17 protein-coding genes are annotated in these 17,733 nt (G+C 73.6%); 10 read left to right on the forward strand and 7 right to left on the reverse strand.

Annotated features, from left to right (window positions below):
- Positions 1 to 104 precede the first annotated feature (104 nt).
- Entirely contained in the window at positions 105 to 1,025 is a 921-nt protein-coding gene (locus tag GA0070611_RS22660; protein ID WP_091667662.1) for a hydroxymethylglutaryl-CoA lyase, read from the forward strand.
- Positions 1,026 to 1,095: 70 nt separating this feature from the next.
- Here the strand turns inward: GA0070611_RS22660 and GA0070611_RS22665 are convergent, their stop codons facing one another.
- Entirely contained in the window at positions 1,096 to 2,028 is a 933-nt protein-coding gene (locus GA0070611_RS22665) for a CU044_5270 family protein (RefSeq protein WP_091667667.1), read from the reverse strand.
- The gene (locus tag GA0070611_RS22670) at positions 2,021 to 2,494 is read right to left on the reverse strand and encodes an RNA polymerase sigma factor (RefSeq protein ID WP_091667671.1); all 474 of its coding nucleotides are present in this window, start codon (positions 2,492 to 2,494) and stop codon (positions 2,021 to 2,023) included. Before GA0070611_RS22670 ends, GA0070611_RS22665 begins: the two co-directional genes overlap by 8 nt.
- A 201-nt stretch (positions 2,495 to 2,695) precedes the next feature.
- Between GA0070611_RS22670 and GA0070611_RS22675 the strand changes: the two genes are divergently transcribed.
- The 3 genes from GA0070611_RS22675 (at position 2,696) to GA0070611_RS22685 (ending at position 8,136) form a co-directional block, all read left to right on the forward strand.
- Positions 2,696 to 4,228 carry an acyl-CoA carboxylase subunit beta gene (locus GA0070611_RS22675; RefSeq protein WP_091667674.1) on the forward strand — a complete coding sequence of 511 codons (1,533 nt, stop codon included), beginning with the start codon at positions 2,696 to 2,698 and terminating at the stop codon, positions 4,226 to 4,228.
- A gap of 70 nt (positions 4,229 to 4,298) precedes the next feature.
- Positions 4,299 to 5,453, forward strand: a complete 1,155-nt coding sequence (locus GA0070611_RS22680; RefSeq protein ID WP_091667679.1) for an acyl-CoA dehydrogenase family protein — start codon at positions 4,299 to 4,301, stop codon at positions 5,451 to 5,453.
- 127 nt (positions 5,454 to 5,580) lie between these two features.
- Positions 5,581 to 8,136 carry an ATP-binding protein gene (locus tag GA0070611_RS22685; RefSeq protein ID WP_091667684.1) on the forward strand — a complete coding sequence of 852 codons (2,556 nt, stop codon included), beginning with the start codon at positions 5,581 to 5,583 and terminating at the stop codon, positions 8,134 to 8,136.
- Between the two features lie 259 nt (positions 8,137 to 8,395).
- Here GA0070611_RS22685 and GA0070611_RS22690 read toward each other — a convergent pair whose 3' ends face one another.
- The gene (locus GA0070611_RS22690) at positions 8,396 to 8,905 is read right to left on the reverse strand and encodes a MarR family winged helix-turn-helix transcriptional regulator (protein ID WP_091667687.1); all 510 of its coding nucleotides are present in this window, start codon (positions 8,903 to 8,905) and stop codon (positions 8,396 to 8,398) included.
- Between the two features lie 102 nt (positions 8,906 to 9,007).
- Between GA0070611_RS22690 and GA0070611_RS22695 the strand changes: the two genes are divergently transcribed.
- Both GA0070611_RS22695 and GA0070611_RS22700 read left to right on the forward strand, forming a co-directional pair.
- Entirely contained in the window at positions 9,008 to 9,586 is a 579-nt protein-coding gene (locus tag GA0070611_RS22695; RefSeq protein WP_091667689.1) for a YceI family protein, read from the forward strand.
- 247 nt (positions 9,587 to 9,833) lie between these two features.
- Positions 9,834 to 11,312: a glutamate--cysteine ligase family protein gene (locus GA0070611_RS22700; protein WP_091667692.1), complete on the forward strand. Its 1,479-nt coding sequence runs from the start codon at positions 9,834 to 9,836 to the stop codon at positions 11,310 to 11,312.
- Positions 11,313 to 11,449: 137 nt separating this feature from the next.
- On the opposite strand, the gene GA0070611_RS22705 is transcribed toward GA0070611_RS22700, so the two are convergent.
- Positions 11,450 to 12,859, reverse strand: coding sequence for a hypothetical protein (locus GA0070611_RS22705; protein ID WP_231921192.1), 1,410 nt, complete (start codon positions 12,857 to 12,859; stop codon positions 11,450 to 11,452).
- Between the two features lie 199 nt (positions 12,860 to 13,058).
- Here GA0070611_RS22705 and GA0070611_RS22710 point away from each other — a divergent pair, with 199 nt between their 5' ends.
- The gene (locus tag GA0070611_RS22710) at positions 13,059 to 13,772 is read left to right on the forward strand and encodes a PASTA domain-containing protein (RefSeq protein ID WP_091667695.1); all 714 of its coding nucleotides are present in this window, start codon (positions 13,059 to 13,061) and stop codon (positions 13,770 to 13,772) included.
- A gap of 6 nt (positions 13,773 to 13,778) precedes the next feature.
- Here the strand turns inward: GA0070611_RS22710 and GA0070611_RS22715 are convergent, their stop codons facing one another.
- Together GA0070611_RS22715 and GA0070611_RS22720 are read right to left on the reverse strand one after the other, a co-directional pair.
- Positions 13,779 to 14,213 (reverse strand): hypothetical protein, encoded by a 435-nt coding sequence (locus tag GA0070611_RS22715; protein WP_197675773.1) that lies wholly within the window; start codon positions 14,211 to 14,213, stop codon positions 13,779 to 13,781.
- A 101-nt stretch (positions 14,214 to 14,314) separates the two neighbouring features.
- Entirely contained in the window at positions 14,315 to 14,626 is a 312-nt protein-coding gene (locus GA0070611_RS22720; protein WP_091667698.1) for a hypothetical protein, read from the reverse strand.
- Between the two features lie 633 nt (positions 14,627 to 15,259).
- Here GA0070611_RS22720 and GA0070611_RS22725 point away from each other — a divergent pair.
- The 3 genes from GA0070611_RS22725 (at position 15,260) to GA0070611_RS22735 (ending at position 16,897) form a co-directional block, all read left to right on the forward strand.
- Positions 15,260 to 16,141: a helix-turn-helix domain-containing protein gene (locus tag GA0070611_RS22725; protein ID WP_091673295.1), complete on the forward strand. Its 882-nt coding sequence runs from the start codon at positions 15,260 to 15,262 to the stop codon at positions 16,139 to 16,141.
- On the forward strand, positions 16,111 to 16,332 hold the full coding sequence (locus tag GA0070611_RS22730) for a DUF397 domain-containing protein (RefSeq protein WP_091667701.1): 222 nt from the start codon (positions 16,111 to 16,113) through the stop codon (positions 16,330 to 16,332). Before GA0070611_RS22725 ends, GA0070611_RS22730 begins: the two co-directional genes overlap by 31 nt.
- A gap of 163 nt (positions 16,333 to 16,495) precedes the next feature.
- The gene (locus GA0070611_RS22735) at positions 16,496 to 16,897 is read left to right on the forward strand and encodes a hypothetical protein (protein ID WP_091667704.1); all 402 of its coding nucleotides are present in this window, start codon (positions 16,496 to 16,498) and stop codon (positions 16,895 to 16,897) included.
- A gap of 19 nt (positions 16,898 to 16,916) precedes the next feature.
- Here the strand turns inward: GA0070611_RS22735 and GA0070611_RS22740 are convergent, their stop codons facing one another.
- A complete protein-coding gene (locus GA0070611_RS22740; RefSeq protein ID WP_091667709.1) occupies positions 16,917 to 17,507 on the reverse strand; it encodes a hypothetical protein in 591 nt (196 codons plus the stop codon).
- Positions 17,508 to 17,733 lie beyond the last annotated feature (226 nt).

Below are 17,733 nucleotides of genomic sequence, written 5' to 3' on the forward strand. Positions count from 1 at the left end.
ACGAGCCGCCGGGCCGGGTGCGCCGGCCGGGTGCGTACCGGCCCGGCGGGGTGGCAGGGTGGAAGCACCCATCACGTACCACCGTCACAGTGAGGTGACCCCTTATGGCGGACATGCCAGGTTCGGTGTCGATCCGGGAGGTCGGGCCGCGCGACGGGCTCCAGAACGAGGACCCGATCCCCACCGACGCCAAGGTCCGGCTGCTCGACGCGCTGTCGGGCACCGGCGTGCGGCGGATCGAGGCGGTGTCCTTCGTGCATCCGAAGGCGATCCCGCAGATGGCCGACGCCGACGAGGTGTGGCAGCGGGCGGAGAAGGTCGACGGCGTGCGCTACTCGGCACTGGTGCCGAACACCCGGGGCGCCCGGCGGGCGCTGGCCGCCGGGTTCACCGAGATCGAGGTGGTGGTGTCGGCCAGCGACACGCACAACCGGCGCAACGTCAACCGCTCGACCGCGGAGTCGCTCGACGACATCGCCGAGCTGATCGACCTGCTGCACTCCGCCGGCGCGACCGCCGAGGTGATCGTGGCGACCAGCTTCGGCTGCCCGTACGAGGGGGACGTCGACCCGGAGCGGGTGGCGGGCATCGTGGACCGGGTGGTCCGCGACGGCGCGGACCGGGTGGCGTTCGGCGACACCACCGGCATGGGTACGCCCCGCCGGGTCCGCGAGCTGGTCACCGCGGTACGGGACCGGAACGCCCAGGTGCCGGTGCTGCTGCACTTCCACAACACCCGGGGCACCGCGCTGGCCAACATGCTGACCGCGATGGAGCTGGGGATCACCGAGTTCGACGCCAGCGTCGGCGGCCTCGGCGGCTGCCCGTACGCCCCGGGGGCCAGCGGCAACCTGGCCACCGAGGAGGCGGTGCACATGCTGCACGACATGGGCATCGACACCGGCATCGACCTGGACGCCCTGGTCGGGGCGGCCGAGCTGGCCGAGGAGCTGGTCGGCAAGCGGCTGCCGAGCGGCGTGCTGCGCGCCGGGCCGCGCACCCGCCTCACCCCGCTGCCGGCCTGACCGAACCGCCCGTGGGCAGCGGGACGACGGTACGACGGTCCAGGACCGTCGTACCGTCGTGGGCGGTCCGTCAGCGGGTGGGGCGTTCGGTGCTGTCCGCCACGCTCGTCGTGCGGACCACGGCGAGCGCGCCGGCGGTGCCGAGGAGCTGCCCGGTCCCGGCGTCCAGGATCAGCCGGTAGTCGCTCTTCAGCGGGCCGCCGATGGCGATGCCCCGCCGACCCAGCGCGTCGGTCTCGGAGCCGTGGTTCCGGATCCCGGGCACCCGGGACAGCGCTCGCATGGCCGTCGCCCGGAGCCGCGGCGTGAGGTAGGGGGAACCACTCCACAGCAGGGCCGCCAGGTATTCGAAGGTCCGCTGGTCCCGGTCCTCGAAGCCGGCGGCGGTCACGTCACGCAGCACCCGCTCGTACAGCGCCTCGGGGTCGGTGGGCAGTCCGGCGACGAACGCCGCGGTCGGTGTCTCCCAGTCGCCCCTGGTCGCCGGCGGCACCGTTTCGTCGAGGGTCATCCGCCGGCAGCCCTGCTGCACGGGCAGGACGAACGGGTCGCCCCGCCAGTCGGGACGCGGCACCGTGACCCCGTCCGCCCGCACCACCCGGCCCGCCCGTCTCCCGTCGGCGGCCTGCCACAGTTCGTAGCTCAGTCCGCAGCCGCGCTGCGAGCCGATCTCCCGGTAGTAGACGAACTGGTCGGGTCGGGGCACCGGCGGGGCGGGGGCCCGTTCGGCGGCCGCCGCCGTGCGGTTCAGCACGGCGGCGGCGGCCGTACTGCTCGGCCCGTCACTCCCGAGCGGGAGCACGGACGGCGCCACCACGACGCCCGCCACCACCGCGGCGGCCACCGCGACCCCGGCGAGCAACCGGCGTCCGGGTCGTCCCCGTCGGGCCGGTGCCGGGTGGCCCGCCAGCAGCTTCACGGCACCGACGGCAGGTGCTTCGGTGGGCAGGTCGGCCAGCGCGTGACTGAACGTGTCGCGCAGCTTCCGGTCGAGATCACGCATTCTGGTCCAGCCTTTCGCGCAGTCGTGCCAGGGCACGGTTGATCAGCGACTTGACGGTGCCCGGCCGGCAGCCGAGCACGGTGGCGATCTCCTGCTCGGAGAGGTCCTCGTGGTAGCGGAGGAAGAGGGCGGCGCGTTGCCGTGCGGAGAGCGGGGCCAGCATCGCGACGAATTCCAGCGTCACCGGGGGCAGGTGAGCGGGTGTCGCGGGCTGGTGGCGGTGCCGGCGTTCCACCTGACGCCGTCGTACCCAGGAGGTCACCCGGTTCGCCACCGCGTGGCGCAACCACGCCTCGGGCCGCTCCACCCGGTTCCGGTGCCGGTAGAGCTGCACGAAGACGTCCTGTACGACCTCCTCGGCGTGCGCCAGCGACTCCGTGGTCACGTAGGCGAAGCGGACCAGGGGACCCCACTGCCGGCGGTAGACGTCGTCGAAGTCCCACTGCTCGGGTGGTGCTCGCCACACGTCGGTCCTACTTTCAGCAAGTGTCACGTCGGAAGGGCGCGCAGCCGTGGCCGCAGGTTCCGTCGTTCTCCGGGAAAGGTCCAGCCCGCCCGGAATCCGGGTGCCGACACGGGTCGCCGGACGATCGCGCGACGCGATAACCTAACGGTCGTTCAGGTCGGTTGGTCCGCTCACGAGGCGGCCCATGGCGAGGGAGTCGGCGTGACGCTCGACGGTGAGGCCCTGGAGCAGCTGCGCAAGCGCGCCCGGGCCGGCGGTGCGGACAAGTACCACGCGGCGAACGCCGCCAAGGGCAAGCTGTTCGCGCGCGAGCGGGTCGCGCTCCTGGTCGACGAGGGCTCCTTCGTCGAGGACGGCCTCTACGCCAACGCGATGGCCGAGGGGCTGCCCGCCGACGGCGTGGTCACCGGCACCGCCACCATCGACGGCCGCCAGGTCTGCCTGATGGCGAACGACTCCACGGTCAAGGCCGGCAGCTGGGGCGCGCGCACCGTCGAGAAGATCATCCGGATCATCGAGCGGGCGTACGCGACCGGCGTCCCGATGGTCTACCTGGTCGACTCCGCCGGTGCCCGGATCACCGACCAGGTCGAACTCTTCCCCGGCCGGCGCGGCGCCGGCAAGATCTTCTGGAACCAGGTCCGCGCCTCGGGTGCGATCCCGCAGGTCTGCGCCCTGTTCGGGCCGAGCGCGGCCGGTGGGGCGTACATCCCGGCGTTCTGTGACGTGGTGGCCATGGTGGACGGCAACGCCAGCATGTACCTCGGCTCCGACCGGATGGTCGAGATGGTCACCGGGGAGAAGACCACGCTGGAGGCGATGGGCGGGGCCAAGGTGCACTGCGCCGAGTCCGGCGTCGGGCACTTCCTCTGCAAGACCGAGGCCGACGCGCTCGACGTGGTGAAGACCTACCTGTCGTACCTGCCGGCGAACTGGCGGCAGCAGCCGCCGGCCGCCGAGGCGAAGCCCGCGCCGGAGAAGGCCGACCTGGCCGCGCTGGTCCCGGCCAGCGAGCGGCAGGCCTTCGACATGCGCCGGTACGTCAAGGGCCTGCTCGACGAGGGCAGCTTCTTCGAGATCCAGGCGCTCTGGGCCAAGGAGCTGACCATCGGCTTCGGCCGGCTCGACGGCGAGGTCGTCGGGGTGGTCGGCAACAACTCGATGTTCAAGGGCGGCGTGCTCTTCGTCGACTCGGCCGACAAGGCGACCCGCTTCGTGCAGCTCTGCGACGCGTTCAACGTGCCGCTGCTCTTCCTGAGCGACGTGCCCGGCTTCATGGTCGGCAGCGCGGTGGAGCGGCAGGGCATCATCCGGCACGGCGCCAAGATGATCACCGCGATCTCGGAGGCGACCGTACCCAAGATCTGTGTGGTGGTCCGCAAGGCGTACGGCGCCGGTCTCTACGCGATGGCCGGCCCCGGCTTCGAGCCGGACGCGACGATCGCCCTGCCCACCGCGAAGATCGCCGTGATGGGCGCGGAGGCCGCGGTCAACGCCGTCTACGCCAACAAGATCGCCGCGATCTCCGACGCCGACGAGCGGGCCGCCTTCGTGGCCGCCAAGCGCGAGGAGTACGAGCGCGACATCGACATCGTCCGGCTCGCCAGCGAGCTGGTGGTGGACGCGATCGTCGAGCCGCACGAGCTGCGCGCCGAGCTGGTCCGCCGGTTCGCCGCCGCCCGGAGCAAGGAGCGGCACTTCTCGACGCGCCGGCACGGCGTCACCCCGGTCTGAGCAACCCCGCAGCACGATCCGCCTCCGGCGTCACGAGCGCCGGAGCGGGGCATCCACACAGGAGGATCAGATGGACTTCCGGCTCAGCGAGGAACAAGAGGCGCTGCGGGAGAGCGTGCGGGAGTTCGCCCGCGAGGTCGTCGCCCCGGTCATCGGCGAGCACTACGAGAAGCACACCTTCCCGTACGAGATCATCCGCCAGATGGGAAAGATGGGCCTGTTCGGTCTTCCCTTCGCCGAGGAGCACGGCGGCATGGGCGGCGACTACTTCGCCCTCTGCCTGGCCCTGGAGGAGCTGGCCCGGGTCGACTCCAGCGTCGCGATCACCCTGGAGGCGGCGGTCTCCCTCGGCGCGATGCCGATCTACCGGTTCGGGACGGACGAGCAGAAGGCGCAGTGGCTGCCGAAGCTGCTCAGCGGTGAGGCCCTCGCGGGCTTCGGGCTGACCGAGCCGGGCACCGGATCGGACGCGGGCGGCACCCAGACCCGCGCCGTGCTGGACGAGTCGACGAACGAGTGGGTCATCAACGGCTCGAAGGCGTTCATCACCAACTCGGGCACCGACATCACCGCCCTGGTCACGGTCACCGCCGTCACCGGGACCCGGCCGGACGGTGCCAAGGAGCTGTCCACCATCATCGTCCCGTCGGGCACGCCCGGCTTCACGGTCGCCCCCGGCTACTCCAAGGTCGGCTGGACCGCCTCGGACACCCACGAGCTGACCTTCGACGACTGCCGGGTGCCGGCGGCGAACCTGCTCGGCGAGCGGGGCCGGGGCTTCGCCCAGTTCCTGCGGATCCTCGACGAGGGTCGGATCGCCATCGCCGCCCTCGCCGTCGGTCTCGCCCAGGGCTGCGTCGACGAGTCGATCAAGTACGCCAAGGAGCGCCAGGCGTTCGGCCAGCCGATCGGCAACTACCAGGCGATCCAGTTCAAGATCGCCGACATGGAGCTGAAGGCGCACACCGCCCGGCTGGCGTACTACGACGCCGCGGCCCGGATGCTGGCCGGCGAGCCGTTCAAGCGGCAGGCCGCGATCGCCAAGCTGCACGCCAGCACCATCGCGGTGGACAACGCGCGTGAGGCGACCCAGATCCACGGCGGCTACGGCTTCATGAACGAGTACCCGGTGGCCCGGTTCTGGCGGGACTCCAAGATCCTGGAGATCGGCGAGGGCACCAGCGAGGTGCAGCGCCTGATCATCGCCCGCGACCTGGGCATGTGAGGCAGCGGTCCGTCCGGGTCCGAACGGGCCCGGACGGCTCGGCCGGCTGTCGGAAATCCGCACCGTACGGTCGGTTGCCCGACGATCGGCTGTGGCGCGTCGCACCCGATCCGTACTCTTCGTGCCCATGACTCCCGATCATGATCGTTCGCGGAGCCCGGGCGGCCGTACCCCGCTGCCCGATCTGCTGCGCGGGCACCGGCTCGCCGCCGGCCTCACCCAGGCCGAGCTGGCCGGCCGGGCCGGGGTGGGCGTGCGGACCGTCCGTGATCTGGAGCGGGGCCGTTCCGCGCGCCCCCAGCGCACCACCGTCGGCCTGCTCGCCGACGCGCTCGGCCTGACCGGCGCCGCGCGGGAGGGGTTCCTCGCCGCCGCCCGGCCGACCCCGGCCGCCGCGCCGCCCACCGCCGCGCGGCACCTCCCGGTCACCGGTTCCGCCGCCCCCGCCTCGGGTACGCCGATCGCCCTGCCCCAGCCGGTGCCGCTGCTCGGCCGCGAGCAGGACATCGCCGAGGTGGCCGCCCTGCTGGACGCCGGTCACCCGGTGGTCAGCCTGGTCGGGTTGGCCGGCGTCGGCAAGACCGCCCTCGCCCTGACCGTCGCGTACGCGGTGGCCGCCGACCATCCGGCGGGTGTCGCCGGGGTGCTCGTCGGCGAGGGGTCCGACGCCGCCGACGTGGTCGCCGCCTCGGTGGCGGTGCTCGGCGCGCGCCGTCTCGCCGACCTGGCCTGCCAGCTCGGCGACCGGCCGGCGCTGCTGCTGGTGGACGCGGTGGAGCGGGCACCCGGGCCGGTGGCCGAGGCGCTGCGCGCCCTGGTGACCACCGCACCGACCCTGCGGGTGCTGGTCACCGGCCGTCGTCCGGCCGGCTGCCCCGGCGAGCTGGTCCGCCCGGTCGCGCCGCTCGACGTACCCCCGGCCGGGGTGACCCCGACGGACCCGGACGAGCTGATGCGGTGGCCGGCCACCGCGCTCTTCGCCGACCGGCTGGCCCGGGTGCGTGCCGAGCCACCGACGCCCGCTGAGCTGCCGGCGCTCGCCGCCCTGGTCCGCCGCCTCGGTGGCCTGCCGCTGGCCATCGAGCTGATGGCGGCGCGGGGCCGGATCCTCGACGTCACCGAGCTGCTCGACCGGTACGGCGACCGGGTGCTCGACCTCGACACCGGCGACGCCCCCGGCTGGGAGACGGCCGACCGGCCCGCCGCGGTGACCCTGCGCGAGGCGGTGGCGACCAGCTACCGGTTGCTAGCCCCCGCCGAGCGGGCCGCGTTGCGCCGGCTGTCGGCATTCCGCAACCGCTGGTCGGTGGAGCTGGCGGAGGAGCTGCTCGCCGACGACGGCACCCGGGAGGACGTGGTGCCGCTGCTCGACCGGCTGCGGGAACTCGGCCTGCTCAGCATCCGGGGCACCGGCCGGTTCCGGTTCCGGCTGCTCGACGCGGTCCGGGACTTCGCCGGTGAGCGGGCCGCCGACGAGGGCGAGCTGACCGGGATCCGGCAGCGACACGCCCTGGTGGTGGCCGGGCTGGTCCGGCGGACCGCGCCGGGCCTGATCGGTGCGGAGGTGCCGGCGGCGGTACGGGTGCTGGACGAGGCGACCAGCGACGTGATCGCCGCGCTCCGGCACGCCGCCGAGCACGATCCGGTCACCGCGCTGCGGCTGGCGGCGTCGCTGCCGCGCTGGTGGCGACTGCGCGGCCGGGACGTCTCGGGACGGCGCTGGCTGCGCCGGTTGCTGACCGACCCGCGGATCGCCGACGCCGACCCGGTGCTGCGCGCCTGGGCTTTGGTCGGCGCGGCCCGGCTCGCCCTGGAACACGGCGCGGGGCCGGCGGAGCTGCCGTCGGCGCGCGCGGCCCTGGCAACCTTCCGGGCTGCGGGTGAGGTGACCGGCGAGTTGTCGGCCCGCTCGGTCCTCTGCGCGCTGCTGCCCGCCATCGGCGCGTACGACGAGGCCCGGGAGCAGGCGCAGGCATTGCTGGAGGTGGCGACCCGGCACGGCCGCAGCCGCGGGGCGGCGGTCGCCCAGACCCATCTGACCTGGCACGACGTGCGGACGGGTGACCTGGCGGGAGCGCGGCGTCGACTGGCGGCCGTGGACCGGTTGGCGGCCGAGTGCGGCGACGAGCGGCTCCGCCTGGCGGCCCGGGCCGATCTGGCCGAGGTGACCCGCTTCGAGGGCCGGTTCGCCGACGCCGCGGCGCAGGGACGCCGGGTGGCGGCGGCCCTCGCCGAGCTGGGCGACCCGGGGCAGCGCCGCCGGGCACTCGGCACGGTCGGGTTGGCGCTCGCCGAGCTGGGCCGGGCGGCCGAGGCGCTGGCGGTGGTGGCCGAGCTGCGCCCGACCCGGCCGGTACCCGGGCAGCGGTCGACGGCCCGGCCCGGCGAGGCCCGCACCCGCCGGCCGGAGGACGCCGTCTGCGCGTTGATCGAGGGGCATCTGGCCCGGCACCGGGGGGACCGGGAGCTGGCGGCGGAGTGGTTCACCGCGGCCGCCGAGGCGGCCGCCGAGGGCGGGGACCGTCGGGACCTGATCGAGGCGCTGGTGGGGCTGGCGGCGAGCACGGCGGACGTGGCGGTGCTGGACCGGCTGGACCGGGCCCTCCGGTCGACCGGCTTCCGGCTGCTGACCCGCGAGGAGGACCTGCTCTACGCGCTGGTGGCCGGCCTTCGTCGAGGCTGATGGCGGCCGGTGGTCCGGGCTGGCCGGTGGTCTTGGGCCGGGCAGGAGGGAGCGGGGGTGGCGCGAGCGAAAAAGCCCCCTGGTGTTGCCCCTCGCTCATCGCTCGCGCCGGCACCCCCCGGTGCGCCCCCGCTCGCCGGAAGCCTATCCAGGCGGCCTCACCTTTTTGTGAACTTTTGTTGGCATCTGGCCGGGGGGCCACCGGGTTCTGCCGGTCTTTCTGCCGGTACCCGCCGGGTACGCCGCCGGCCCGACCAGCTCAGCAGCCGGCGGGGCTGGGCATCCCGGTCGGGGCGGGGTCGGTGCTCCCGGCGGTCGCGCCCGGGTGGACCGCGTCGCGGACCCGGCGCAGCCCGTCGAGCAGGGCGGTGAGGGCGGCCGGTTCGAGCTGGCCGGTGAACCACTGCTCGATGATCTGGAGATGCCCGGGCAGGGTCTCGTCCAGCCGGGTGAGGCCGGCCGTGGTGACCACCGCGTAGGAGCTGCGCCGGTCGGAGGGGCAGGCCCGGCGGCGGATCAGACCGTCCCGCTCCATCCGGTCGACCACCCGGGTCACCCCGCTGGTGGAGAGGGAGGTCTGCGCGGCGAGGTCGGTCATCCGCAGCTGGTTGCCGGGTGAGCGGGCGAGTCTGGTGAGCACCTCGAACTCGACCGGGGAGAGTCCGTGCTCCTCGAACTGGGCGGCGAACCGGGCCGAGAGCCCGGCGTACGTCTCGAACAACAGGCCGACAGCGGTGATCCGGGGGTCGTCGAACACGTCTTGGTTCACGGCACCATCCTAGCAGTCCTTGACACGGGGAATATTGCTGTGCCTATAGTTGCTCAGTCAGTCGTTGGGCTACTAAACAATCTTCCCCTGGAGGACAGCATCATGACCAGCAGCACCGCGGTTACCCGCGAGTGGGAGGGTCTCACCATCCCGGCCGCCGGCACGTACCTGCTGGACGCGGCGCACAAGCGGGTCGGGTTCGTCGCCCGGCACATGATGGTCAGCAAGGTGCGCGGTGAGTTCGCCGACGCGACCGCCACGATCACCGTCGCCGAGGACCCGATGCAGTCCTCGGTGACCGCCACCATCCAGGCCGCCAGCATCAACACCGCCCAGGCCGACCGCGACGGTCACCTGCGCAGCCCGGAGTTCCTCGACGCCGAGCAGTTCCCGACGCTGGAGTTCCGCAGCACCGAGGTCAAGTCCCGCGACGGCAACGAGTTCGTCCTCGCCGGCGAGCTGACCATCAAGGGCGTCACCCGTCCGGTCGACCTGGAGGTCGAGTTCGAGGGCGTCGGCCGCACCCCGTTCGGCACCGACGTGTTCGGCTTCACCGCCACCACCGAGATCGACCGGGAGGACTTCGGCCTCACCTGGAACGTCGCGCTGGAGACCGGCGGCGTCCTGGTCGGCAAGAAGATCAAGATCGAGATCGAGGGCGAGGCCGTCCGTCAGGCCTGATCCGCGTACGCCTCCGGGCCCGTGTCGTCGTTCCGACGGCGCGGGCCCGTCCGCATGTCCGGGACCGGGTGCGAATTGTCACCGGTTGTTCGCAGGTTACCTGCGGTGCGGCGGACGGCGACTGGGTAGGAGTGCAGTCCGGTGGCCCGCCCCTCTGGTTCAGGGGGACCGGACGCCCCTAACCTGAGTGGTTCACACTGCGTACCGGAACGGCACGGTTCCGTTGCGCGACGCGCCTGGAGGGCAGATGGGCAGAGACGTCGAGCAGGGCGCCTTCTCCCGGGAGGACCGGGTCCGCTACCGACAGAAGGTGCGGAGGTGCCTGGACGTCTTCGCGTTGATGCTGGACGACTTCGGCTTCGACGCGGACCGCCCGATGACCGGTCTGGAGATCGAGCTCAACCTGGTGGACAACGCGGCCGAGCCGGCCATGCGCAACGACCAGATCCTCGCCGACATCGCCGACCCGCTCTTCCAGACCGAGCTGGGGCAGTTCAACCTCGAACTGAACGCCTCGCCCCGGCTCATCGAGGGCGGCGGCTTCGCCGACTACGAGCAGGACCTGCGCAGCAGCCTCAGCCGCGCCGACGAGCGCGCCGCCAAGTCCGACGCCAGGATCGTGATGGTCGGCATCCTGCCCACCCTCACCGAACGGCACCTGGTCGCCGACAACCTCTCCACCAACGAGCGCTACCGGGTGCTCAACGACCAGATCGTCGGAGCCCGCGGCGAGGACATCGAGCTGGACATCCGGGGTGTCGAGCGGTTGCAGACGCACACCGACTCGATCGCCCCGGAGGCCGCCTGCACGAGCCTCCAGTTCCACCTCCAGGTCGCGCCGGACAGCTTCGCCGACTACTGGAACGCCTCCCAGGCGATCGCCGGGGTGCAGGTCGCGATCGGGGCCAACTCGCCCTTCCTGTACGGCCGGCAGCTCTGGGCGGAGACCCGGATCGCGCTGTTCCAGCAGGCCACCGACACCCGCCCGGACGAACTCAAGGCCCAGGGCGTACGCCCCCGGGTCTGGTTCGGGGAACGCTGGATCACCTCGATCTTCGACCTCTTCGAGGAGAACGTCCGCTACTTCCCGCCGCTGCTGCCGATCGTCGAGGACGAGGACCCGGTGGAGGTGCTGCACGCCGGCGGCGTGCCCGAACTGTCCGAGCTGCGCCTGCACAACGGCACCGTCTACCGGTGGAACCGGCCGGTCTACGACATCATGAACGGCCGCCCGCACCTGCGGGTGGAGAACCGGGTCCTGCCGGCCGGCCCGACCGTGGTCGACATGCTGGCCAATGCGGCCTTCTACTTCGGACTGGCCCGCGGCCTCGCCGAGTCCGACCGGCCGATCTGGAGCCAGCTCACCTTCAGCTCGGCCGAGGAGAACTTCCACGCCGCCGCCCGACGGGGCATCGACGCCGTCCTGCACTGGCCCCGGCTCGGTGAGGTGCCGGTGACCCGGCTCGTGCTCGACACGCTCCTGCCCCGGGCGGCCCAGGGCCTCGACCGGTTCGGGGTCGCCCCGGCCGAACGGGACCGCCTGCTCGGCATCATCGAGCAGCGTTGCCGTACCGGCCGCAACGGCGCGGTCTGGCAGACCGAGACGGTCTGGGCGGCCGAGCGGAACCGTGGACTGGACCGGGACGCCGCACTGCACCACATGCTGAAGCGCTACGCCGAACTCCAGCGCAGCAACGAACCGGTGCACACCTGGCCGGTCGACTGACCACTCGTCGCCGACGACGAGATCGCCCTCGATCCGGGAAGTTGTGGCCGACCAGGCCGGCCGGGACCACTACTTCCCGGATCGAGCGGGTCGCACCGGACCCTGAGCCTTGCCCGTACGCCGTGGACCCGGGGCGGTCAGCGGCTGCGGCGGCGTGCCTTCGTCCCGCCGGGCGGGGCCGGTTCGTCCGCCGGGCTCATGACGTCGTCGCCCTGGTCGACGGCCGGGTCGGAGACGAGCGGCGGGTCCGTCGGCTTCCGCTGGGGCGGCACCGCCCGGCTACGGGCGCCGGTCGCCCGGGACGCTCCGGACCGGGCTCTGCCCGCGCTCGGGTCCACCTCCGCGCTCGCCTCCGAGGTCGGCACGCCGACCCCGGCCGCAGACGTGCCCGGTTCCGTGGTCGGCGTGGCGGATCCCGTGGTCGGCGTGCGGCGCCTCCGGGCGGGTTCGGCGGACGTCGACGCCAGGTCCGGACCGACGGGCTCGACGCCGACTCCGGCCGGCTCGCGGTACGCCGCCCGGCCTTCCCGGGTGTCCGGTCCCGACCCGGCAGCGGCCTCGTCGGCGGCGAACGTCGCGTCGCCGGGCGCCCCGCTGTCCGGCCGACCGGCGCGCCGGTCGGCCGGGTCGTCGGCGGAACCGCCCGGCGTCGACCCGGTACCGGTGGTGGCCCGGAGTTCGGCCCGTTGGGCCAGCGCAGCGACCAGCACCGAGCCGCCGAGCCCGGCGATCACCGCGTACGGGGCGATCAGGTGGGCCGACACCTGCTCCGGGGCGATCGCCGCCAGCCTCGGCACGGCCAGCAGGTAGGCCAGCGCGACGAGGAACGGTCCGGCCGCGCCGGAGGCCGCGGCACCGATCCGCCGCTGCGGCAGCCGAGCGGTACGCCGGGCGGCCAGCATGCCGATCAGCAGGGCGGAGCCCAGCGACAGCAGAGCCCCCGGCCAGTAGAAGTAGTCGCGGATCCAGAAGCGGTCGCTGTCCGCGCTGATCTGCCAGATGCCGAGCTGTGCGGTGGTCAGGCCCCGGCCGGAGAGCACCCCGTCCACCACGGACACCACGGCGAGCAGCCAGAGCCAGCCGGTGGTGGCGACGAGGTTGTCGGCGGCGGCCCGGGAGTGCAGCGCCCAGCTGGCCAGCAGCAGCCCGGTCAGCAGCCCGACGGCGGCGTACCCGGCGGCGACGGTTTCCGGGGCGAAGGTGTCCGGCACCCGGGCGGCGCGCGCCGGCACGGCCACCAGCAGCACGGTGATCAACGCGCCGACCCCGGCGGCCACCGCCAGGGTGAGGTTGCGCAGCGTACGCCCGGGCTCGTCGTCCTCGCCCCGCAGTCGGTGCGCGACGACGGCGCCGGCCACCACCGAGGTGGCGGAGATCCAGGTGGCCCAGGCGAGGCTCGCCACCCAGGCAGCCTCGGCGGTCGCACCGCCCGGCGGTGCCCAGTTGATGATGCCCAGCCCGTAGCCGAAGCCCAGCTGCGCCGCCCCGGTGCCGGCGGCGACGCCGAGTGCGGTGGCGATCGATGCTCCCCAGCCCCGTCTGGCCATGCCGGGGAGCGTAGCGCCCCGGGGTCGGCGCGGCGAGTCGTGACCGACCGGTCCGGGCCGAGGTCGGCGCTCCGTGACGCCGAGGGCTACGGGCGGTCCGGAACCGGCCGGTCCGGCCTCCCGGCCGACTGTTGCCGGGCCCGATACCGTGGACGACCGAGGGCCAGGTGCCCGACCCCGGTGGGGAGAGGACCGTGCGATGAGCGACGACCGCCAGGAGCCACCCCCCGAGGACGCGGACGCGACCCGCCCGCTGCCCCGCACCGACCGTGGTCCGGCCGGCCCGGAAGAGTCGGGCGCAGCCACCCGGGGCGGGCCCGCCGCCACCGCCCCTCTGCCGCCCACCCCGGCGGCCTGGTCCGGGCGGGCCGGCGTGCCGGTACGGCCGGCCGGCGGGCAGGAGCCCGAGTGGTACGCCGATGAGCAGTCGGGCCGGCGTTGGTGGATGCCGATCCTGCTGGGGATCCTCGCCCTCGCGCTGGTCGCCCTCATCGGTCTCGGGGTGTGGTTGTTGGCGCTGCGTGCCGTGGACCGGGGTCCCGGCCCGCTCCCGTCGCCCTCGGCCGTGCCGAGCACCGCTCCACCGACCAGTGCCGCACCGACCACGACCGCGCCGAGCCCGTCGCCGTCCACCACCTCACCCAGCCCGACGCCCAGTGAGGTGGCCATGCCGCCGCTGGTGGGGCTGCCGGAGGCCGCCGCCCGCGCGATCCTCGACCGGCTCGACGTGGACTACCGGGTGCGGACCCGTGCCTCGGACCGACCGGCCGGCACGGTGATCGAGACCGATCCGGCGGCCGGCGAACCGCTGCGGGACGGGGACCGGGTCACGCTCGTGGTGGCCGAGCCGGCGGCCCCGACGACCGGTGCGGGCACGCCGACCTCCGCGCCGACCGCCACGGCGACGCCCTGACCGGGGTCACCACTGTCGACGCCGGGTGCCGACCAGACCCAGCCCGGCGAGGGAGATGGCGAGGCCGAGCAGCCCGGAGTAGAACAGCGAGCGGCCGGGGTCGTCGCGGTCCGGGCCACCGTCCGGCTCCGCCAACGCGCCACCGCCGGCCCCCGCCTGGCCGGGGCCGGGCAGGGCGGCGGGGTCGGACGGGTCGGCCCCCGGGTCGGCGGCCCAGCCCGGCTCGTTCTCCGGCCCGCCGGGTGGCGCGCTGCCCTGCCCGGCAACGGTGATCTCCGGAGCCGGTACGGGTTCGGCGAGCTGCTCGGTGGCGGAGAAGGCAGGGTGGCGTACCACGAGCGCGAGTGCGGTCGCGGTGCCGAGGAGCGCGAGGAGCCCCAGGGCGTAGCCGAGGCGGGACCGGTGGTGCCGCCGCGCGGCGGGCAGATTGACCATGGCCATCCCAGGTTCCGGGTCCGGGACGCGCGGGGTGGAGACGTTCGCCGGGGTGGGCGTACCGATTCTATGGCGGCGGTACGCCCCCCGACCGGGTAATCGCCGGCTCAGCCGACCCGGACCGGGGTCCGGACGATCGGCCGCCGGCCCGTCCGCACCACGTGCTGGCGCGGCGCGGGTGCGGTGTGCGGACGCGGTGCGGGTGCGGCCTGGCGCTGCTCCAGACCGGCCTGCTGTACGAAGATCGACCGCCGGTTGACCGCGTCCCCCGTCGCGTTCAACTCGTAGCCGTCGAGCCAGAGCCAACCGTCGTAGGTCGGCCAGTCGAGCACCCGGATGACCCGGAACATGATCGGTCGGAGGAACTGGACACTCGCCGCGCGAGTCACGTGCAGTACGTCACCGGAGCGGGGAAGCACATGGGCTCCTGGGAAGGTTCGGCCGGCGGGCGAGCCGGCGGGAGCTGAGTGGGGGGACAGGTCGGTCCGGTGTCGGGGTCGTGCCTCGTGGACCGGCGGATCAGGTACGTCGGTGCTGGTCGAGTGGTCCCCGCGGTGGCGGGGGTGCCACCCGACCATCACCCGGCTGCTCCCGGGTCACCGCTCCCGCCGCCGCAGCCGACAGGCGTGCAGCGGCGGGGTCTTCATCCCGGGGCAGGTCTCACGGCGCGGGACGGCACCCCTCCCGCCGTCCCACGGCCGGTGGGATCACCACGCCCGGAGATCATGCGGAGACGGTGAGTAACCCGTGCCATACGGACAGAGTGCATCAGCGACGTGCGTCATGCAAGTTGCACGTCGACTTTTGCCGATACGCGAGCAGGACACGTGAACGGGACGCTTGAAGCCGTTGGCACCGGGGCGGCACACTGGACGCCGGTTTCGCCCGACGCGGCCGGTCGACGACCGGCACCACCCCCTGCCGCGAACGATCGCCCGCCGTACGACGATCGCGCCCCGGGCGGGGATCGCACCGGCGCGATCGACCGGAGGTGACCGGGTGAGCCAGCGGAGCCAGCGCCCCCGTCCAGCGGCCCGGGGATCGGCCCCGTGGTGAGCGAACGGCGCAGCCCCACCATCCGGCGCCGCCGGCTGGGCGCGGAACTCCGTCGCCAGCGGGAGGCCGCCGGCATCACCATCGAGGTGGTGGCCGAACAACTGGAGTGCTCGGCTTCCAAGATCTCCCGGATCGAGACCGGCCACACCACCGCGACGCCCCGCGACGTACGGGACATGCTGCGCATCTACGGCGTGGTTGGCGCGGAAAGTGACGAACTGGTCCAGATCGCCCGGGAGGCTCGGCAGAAGGGCTGGTGGCACCCCTACAGCACCGTGCTGGTGGGGGCGTACGTCGGGCTGGAGGCGGCGGCCAGCTCCATCCGGGCGTACGAGCAACAGGTCGTACCGGGTCTGCTGGAGACCGAGGAGTACGCGGGCGCGATGATCCGGGCCGCGCGGCCGGACTTCACCGCCGAACAGGTGGAACAGCGGGTGCGTGTCCGTCTGGGCCGTCAGTCGTTGTTGACCCAGGACGATCCGGTCGATCTGTGGGTGGTGCTCGATGAGGCGGTGCTGAGCCGGCCGGTCGGCGGCGACGCGGTGATGCGTGGCCAGCTGGCGCGGCTGGTGGAGGTGGCCCAGCTGCCGAACGTGACGTTGCAGGTCCTGCCCTTCGAGGTGGGAGCGCACGCCGGCATGGACGGCACCTTCACCATCCTCAGCTTCCCCGAACCGAGTGATCCCGATGTCGTGTACGCGGAGAACGCCACGGGTGGGCTCTTCCTCGAGAAGAGCGACGAACTGCAGAAGTACAGCTTCATCTTCGATCACATTCGAGCAGCGGCCATACGCCCGGAGGAGTCCATCGCACACATCGCAAAACTGGCAGAGGAGCCGTTGTGGAAATGGCGACCAAGGAGTTCCCCGTGGACCTGACCCGGGCGTCGTGGTTCAAGAGCTCGAAGAGCGGGCCGAACTGCGACAACTGCGTCGAGGTCGCGTACGCGACCGAGGTGGTCGGCGTTCGGGACTCGAAGGACAAGACGGGGCCGGCTCTGGTCTTCGCCCCGAGTGACTGGCGCGCCTTCGTCGCCGGCGCCAGGGGCGGTGTGTTCGGCCGGAACTGATTCCGGCGCTCCCCCCGCACCGAGAACATGGTCCCGCCCGGCAGCGTCGCCGGGCGGGACCGTTGTCGTTGCGGCCACCGGTGCCGTCCGCCGACCCGTCGCCAGTTCGGTCCCGCCTCGTTGAACCGCACGGATCGGCAACCGAACGAGGCAGGCGAGACGGATGACGACGATCGGTTCAGAGAACCTCACCAACGGCCCGGGCAAGCCCGAGCGGTTCGGCGGCAAGTACCGCGGGGCGCGCCGGGACACCGTCCTCACCGAGGTGGTCTCCACCGACACCGAGCTCGGTGGTCGCGAGGCGGCCGCTCCCGAGCAGGCTTCCCCGCCGCTCTCCCTGCCGTCGCTGGATCCCAACCCGCTGACCGAGCCGTCGTTCCCGCCGGCCGGCTGGCCGGTGGAGCAGCAGGAGTCCCTGGTGGACCATCCGCTGCTGCGCGGCCTGCTGATGGAGCTGCCGCCCAAGGGGAGCGTGCCGCCGCCGGGCTGGCTGGACCGCTGGTTCGAGGCCACCCGGGCGATCCTCGAACTGCTCTACGTGCAGGGCACCGGCCGGTCGCGCTGAGCCGGCGGCCGGGCTCCGCTCAGGCGGCGGTCCGGGCCGGGCGCAGCCCGGCCGGCGACATGGCGCGCTCGACGAGCCGGCTGTGCCGCAGCGCGTGGCGTACCCCGATGGAGGTGACGCCGAGTGCCCCGACCGTGATGGCGGGTCCGGTCACGGCCGGCGCGGAGAGCAGGTCCACCCCGGCGGCCGAGAGCACGGCCGCCAGCACCGCGAGCGCGGTCACCTGCACCGGGAGCCCGATCAGCGGGTGCGCGGCGGCGGCCCGGAGGCCGTGCGGGGCGGGGGTGCCGGGGGCGGCGGCGAAGGCGCCCGCGCCGGCCCGCAGCCGGCGGATCCGGCGGACCGACCAGACCGCGACGGCCGTCGCGGGGACGGCCGCGAGCAGCAGGCCGGAGGCGGCCCGGTCGACCGGCGTGGTGCCGGCGCTCTGCAGGCCCGCCACCAGGACGGCCGCGGTCAGGGCCAGGCCGGTCAGGGTCAGGCCGGACAACCATCCGGTACGCCGACGCAGGGCACGGGCGTGGCGCAGTCGCGGCAGTCCCTCCGCCACCACGCCGGCGGCCACCCAGACGGCGGCGACGGGGAGCAGGAGGATGAGATGGTCGTCCATGGGCCCAGCCTTGCCCAGTTCGACGTTCCCCGAATCCGGGACGTGACCCCGGTTCGCCCCGTACGCCGGCCCGTAGGGGTCATCCTGCCGGCGCTATGGCGTTTCCGGCATGTACCCGGGGCGGACGCCGCGGCCTAGCCTCGGAGCCAGCGGTCACCGTCGACCGTCCCGGACGTACCGGCGGTCGACGTCTCCCGAGCCAACCTCTCCCACCGGCGTCCGGCGG

Source organism: Micromonospora auratinigra, from assembly GCF_900089595.1.
Classification (GTDB): Bacteria; Actinomycetota; Actinomycetes; order Mycobacteriales; family Micromonosporaceae; genus Micromonospora; species Micromonospora auratinigra.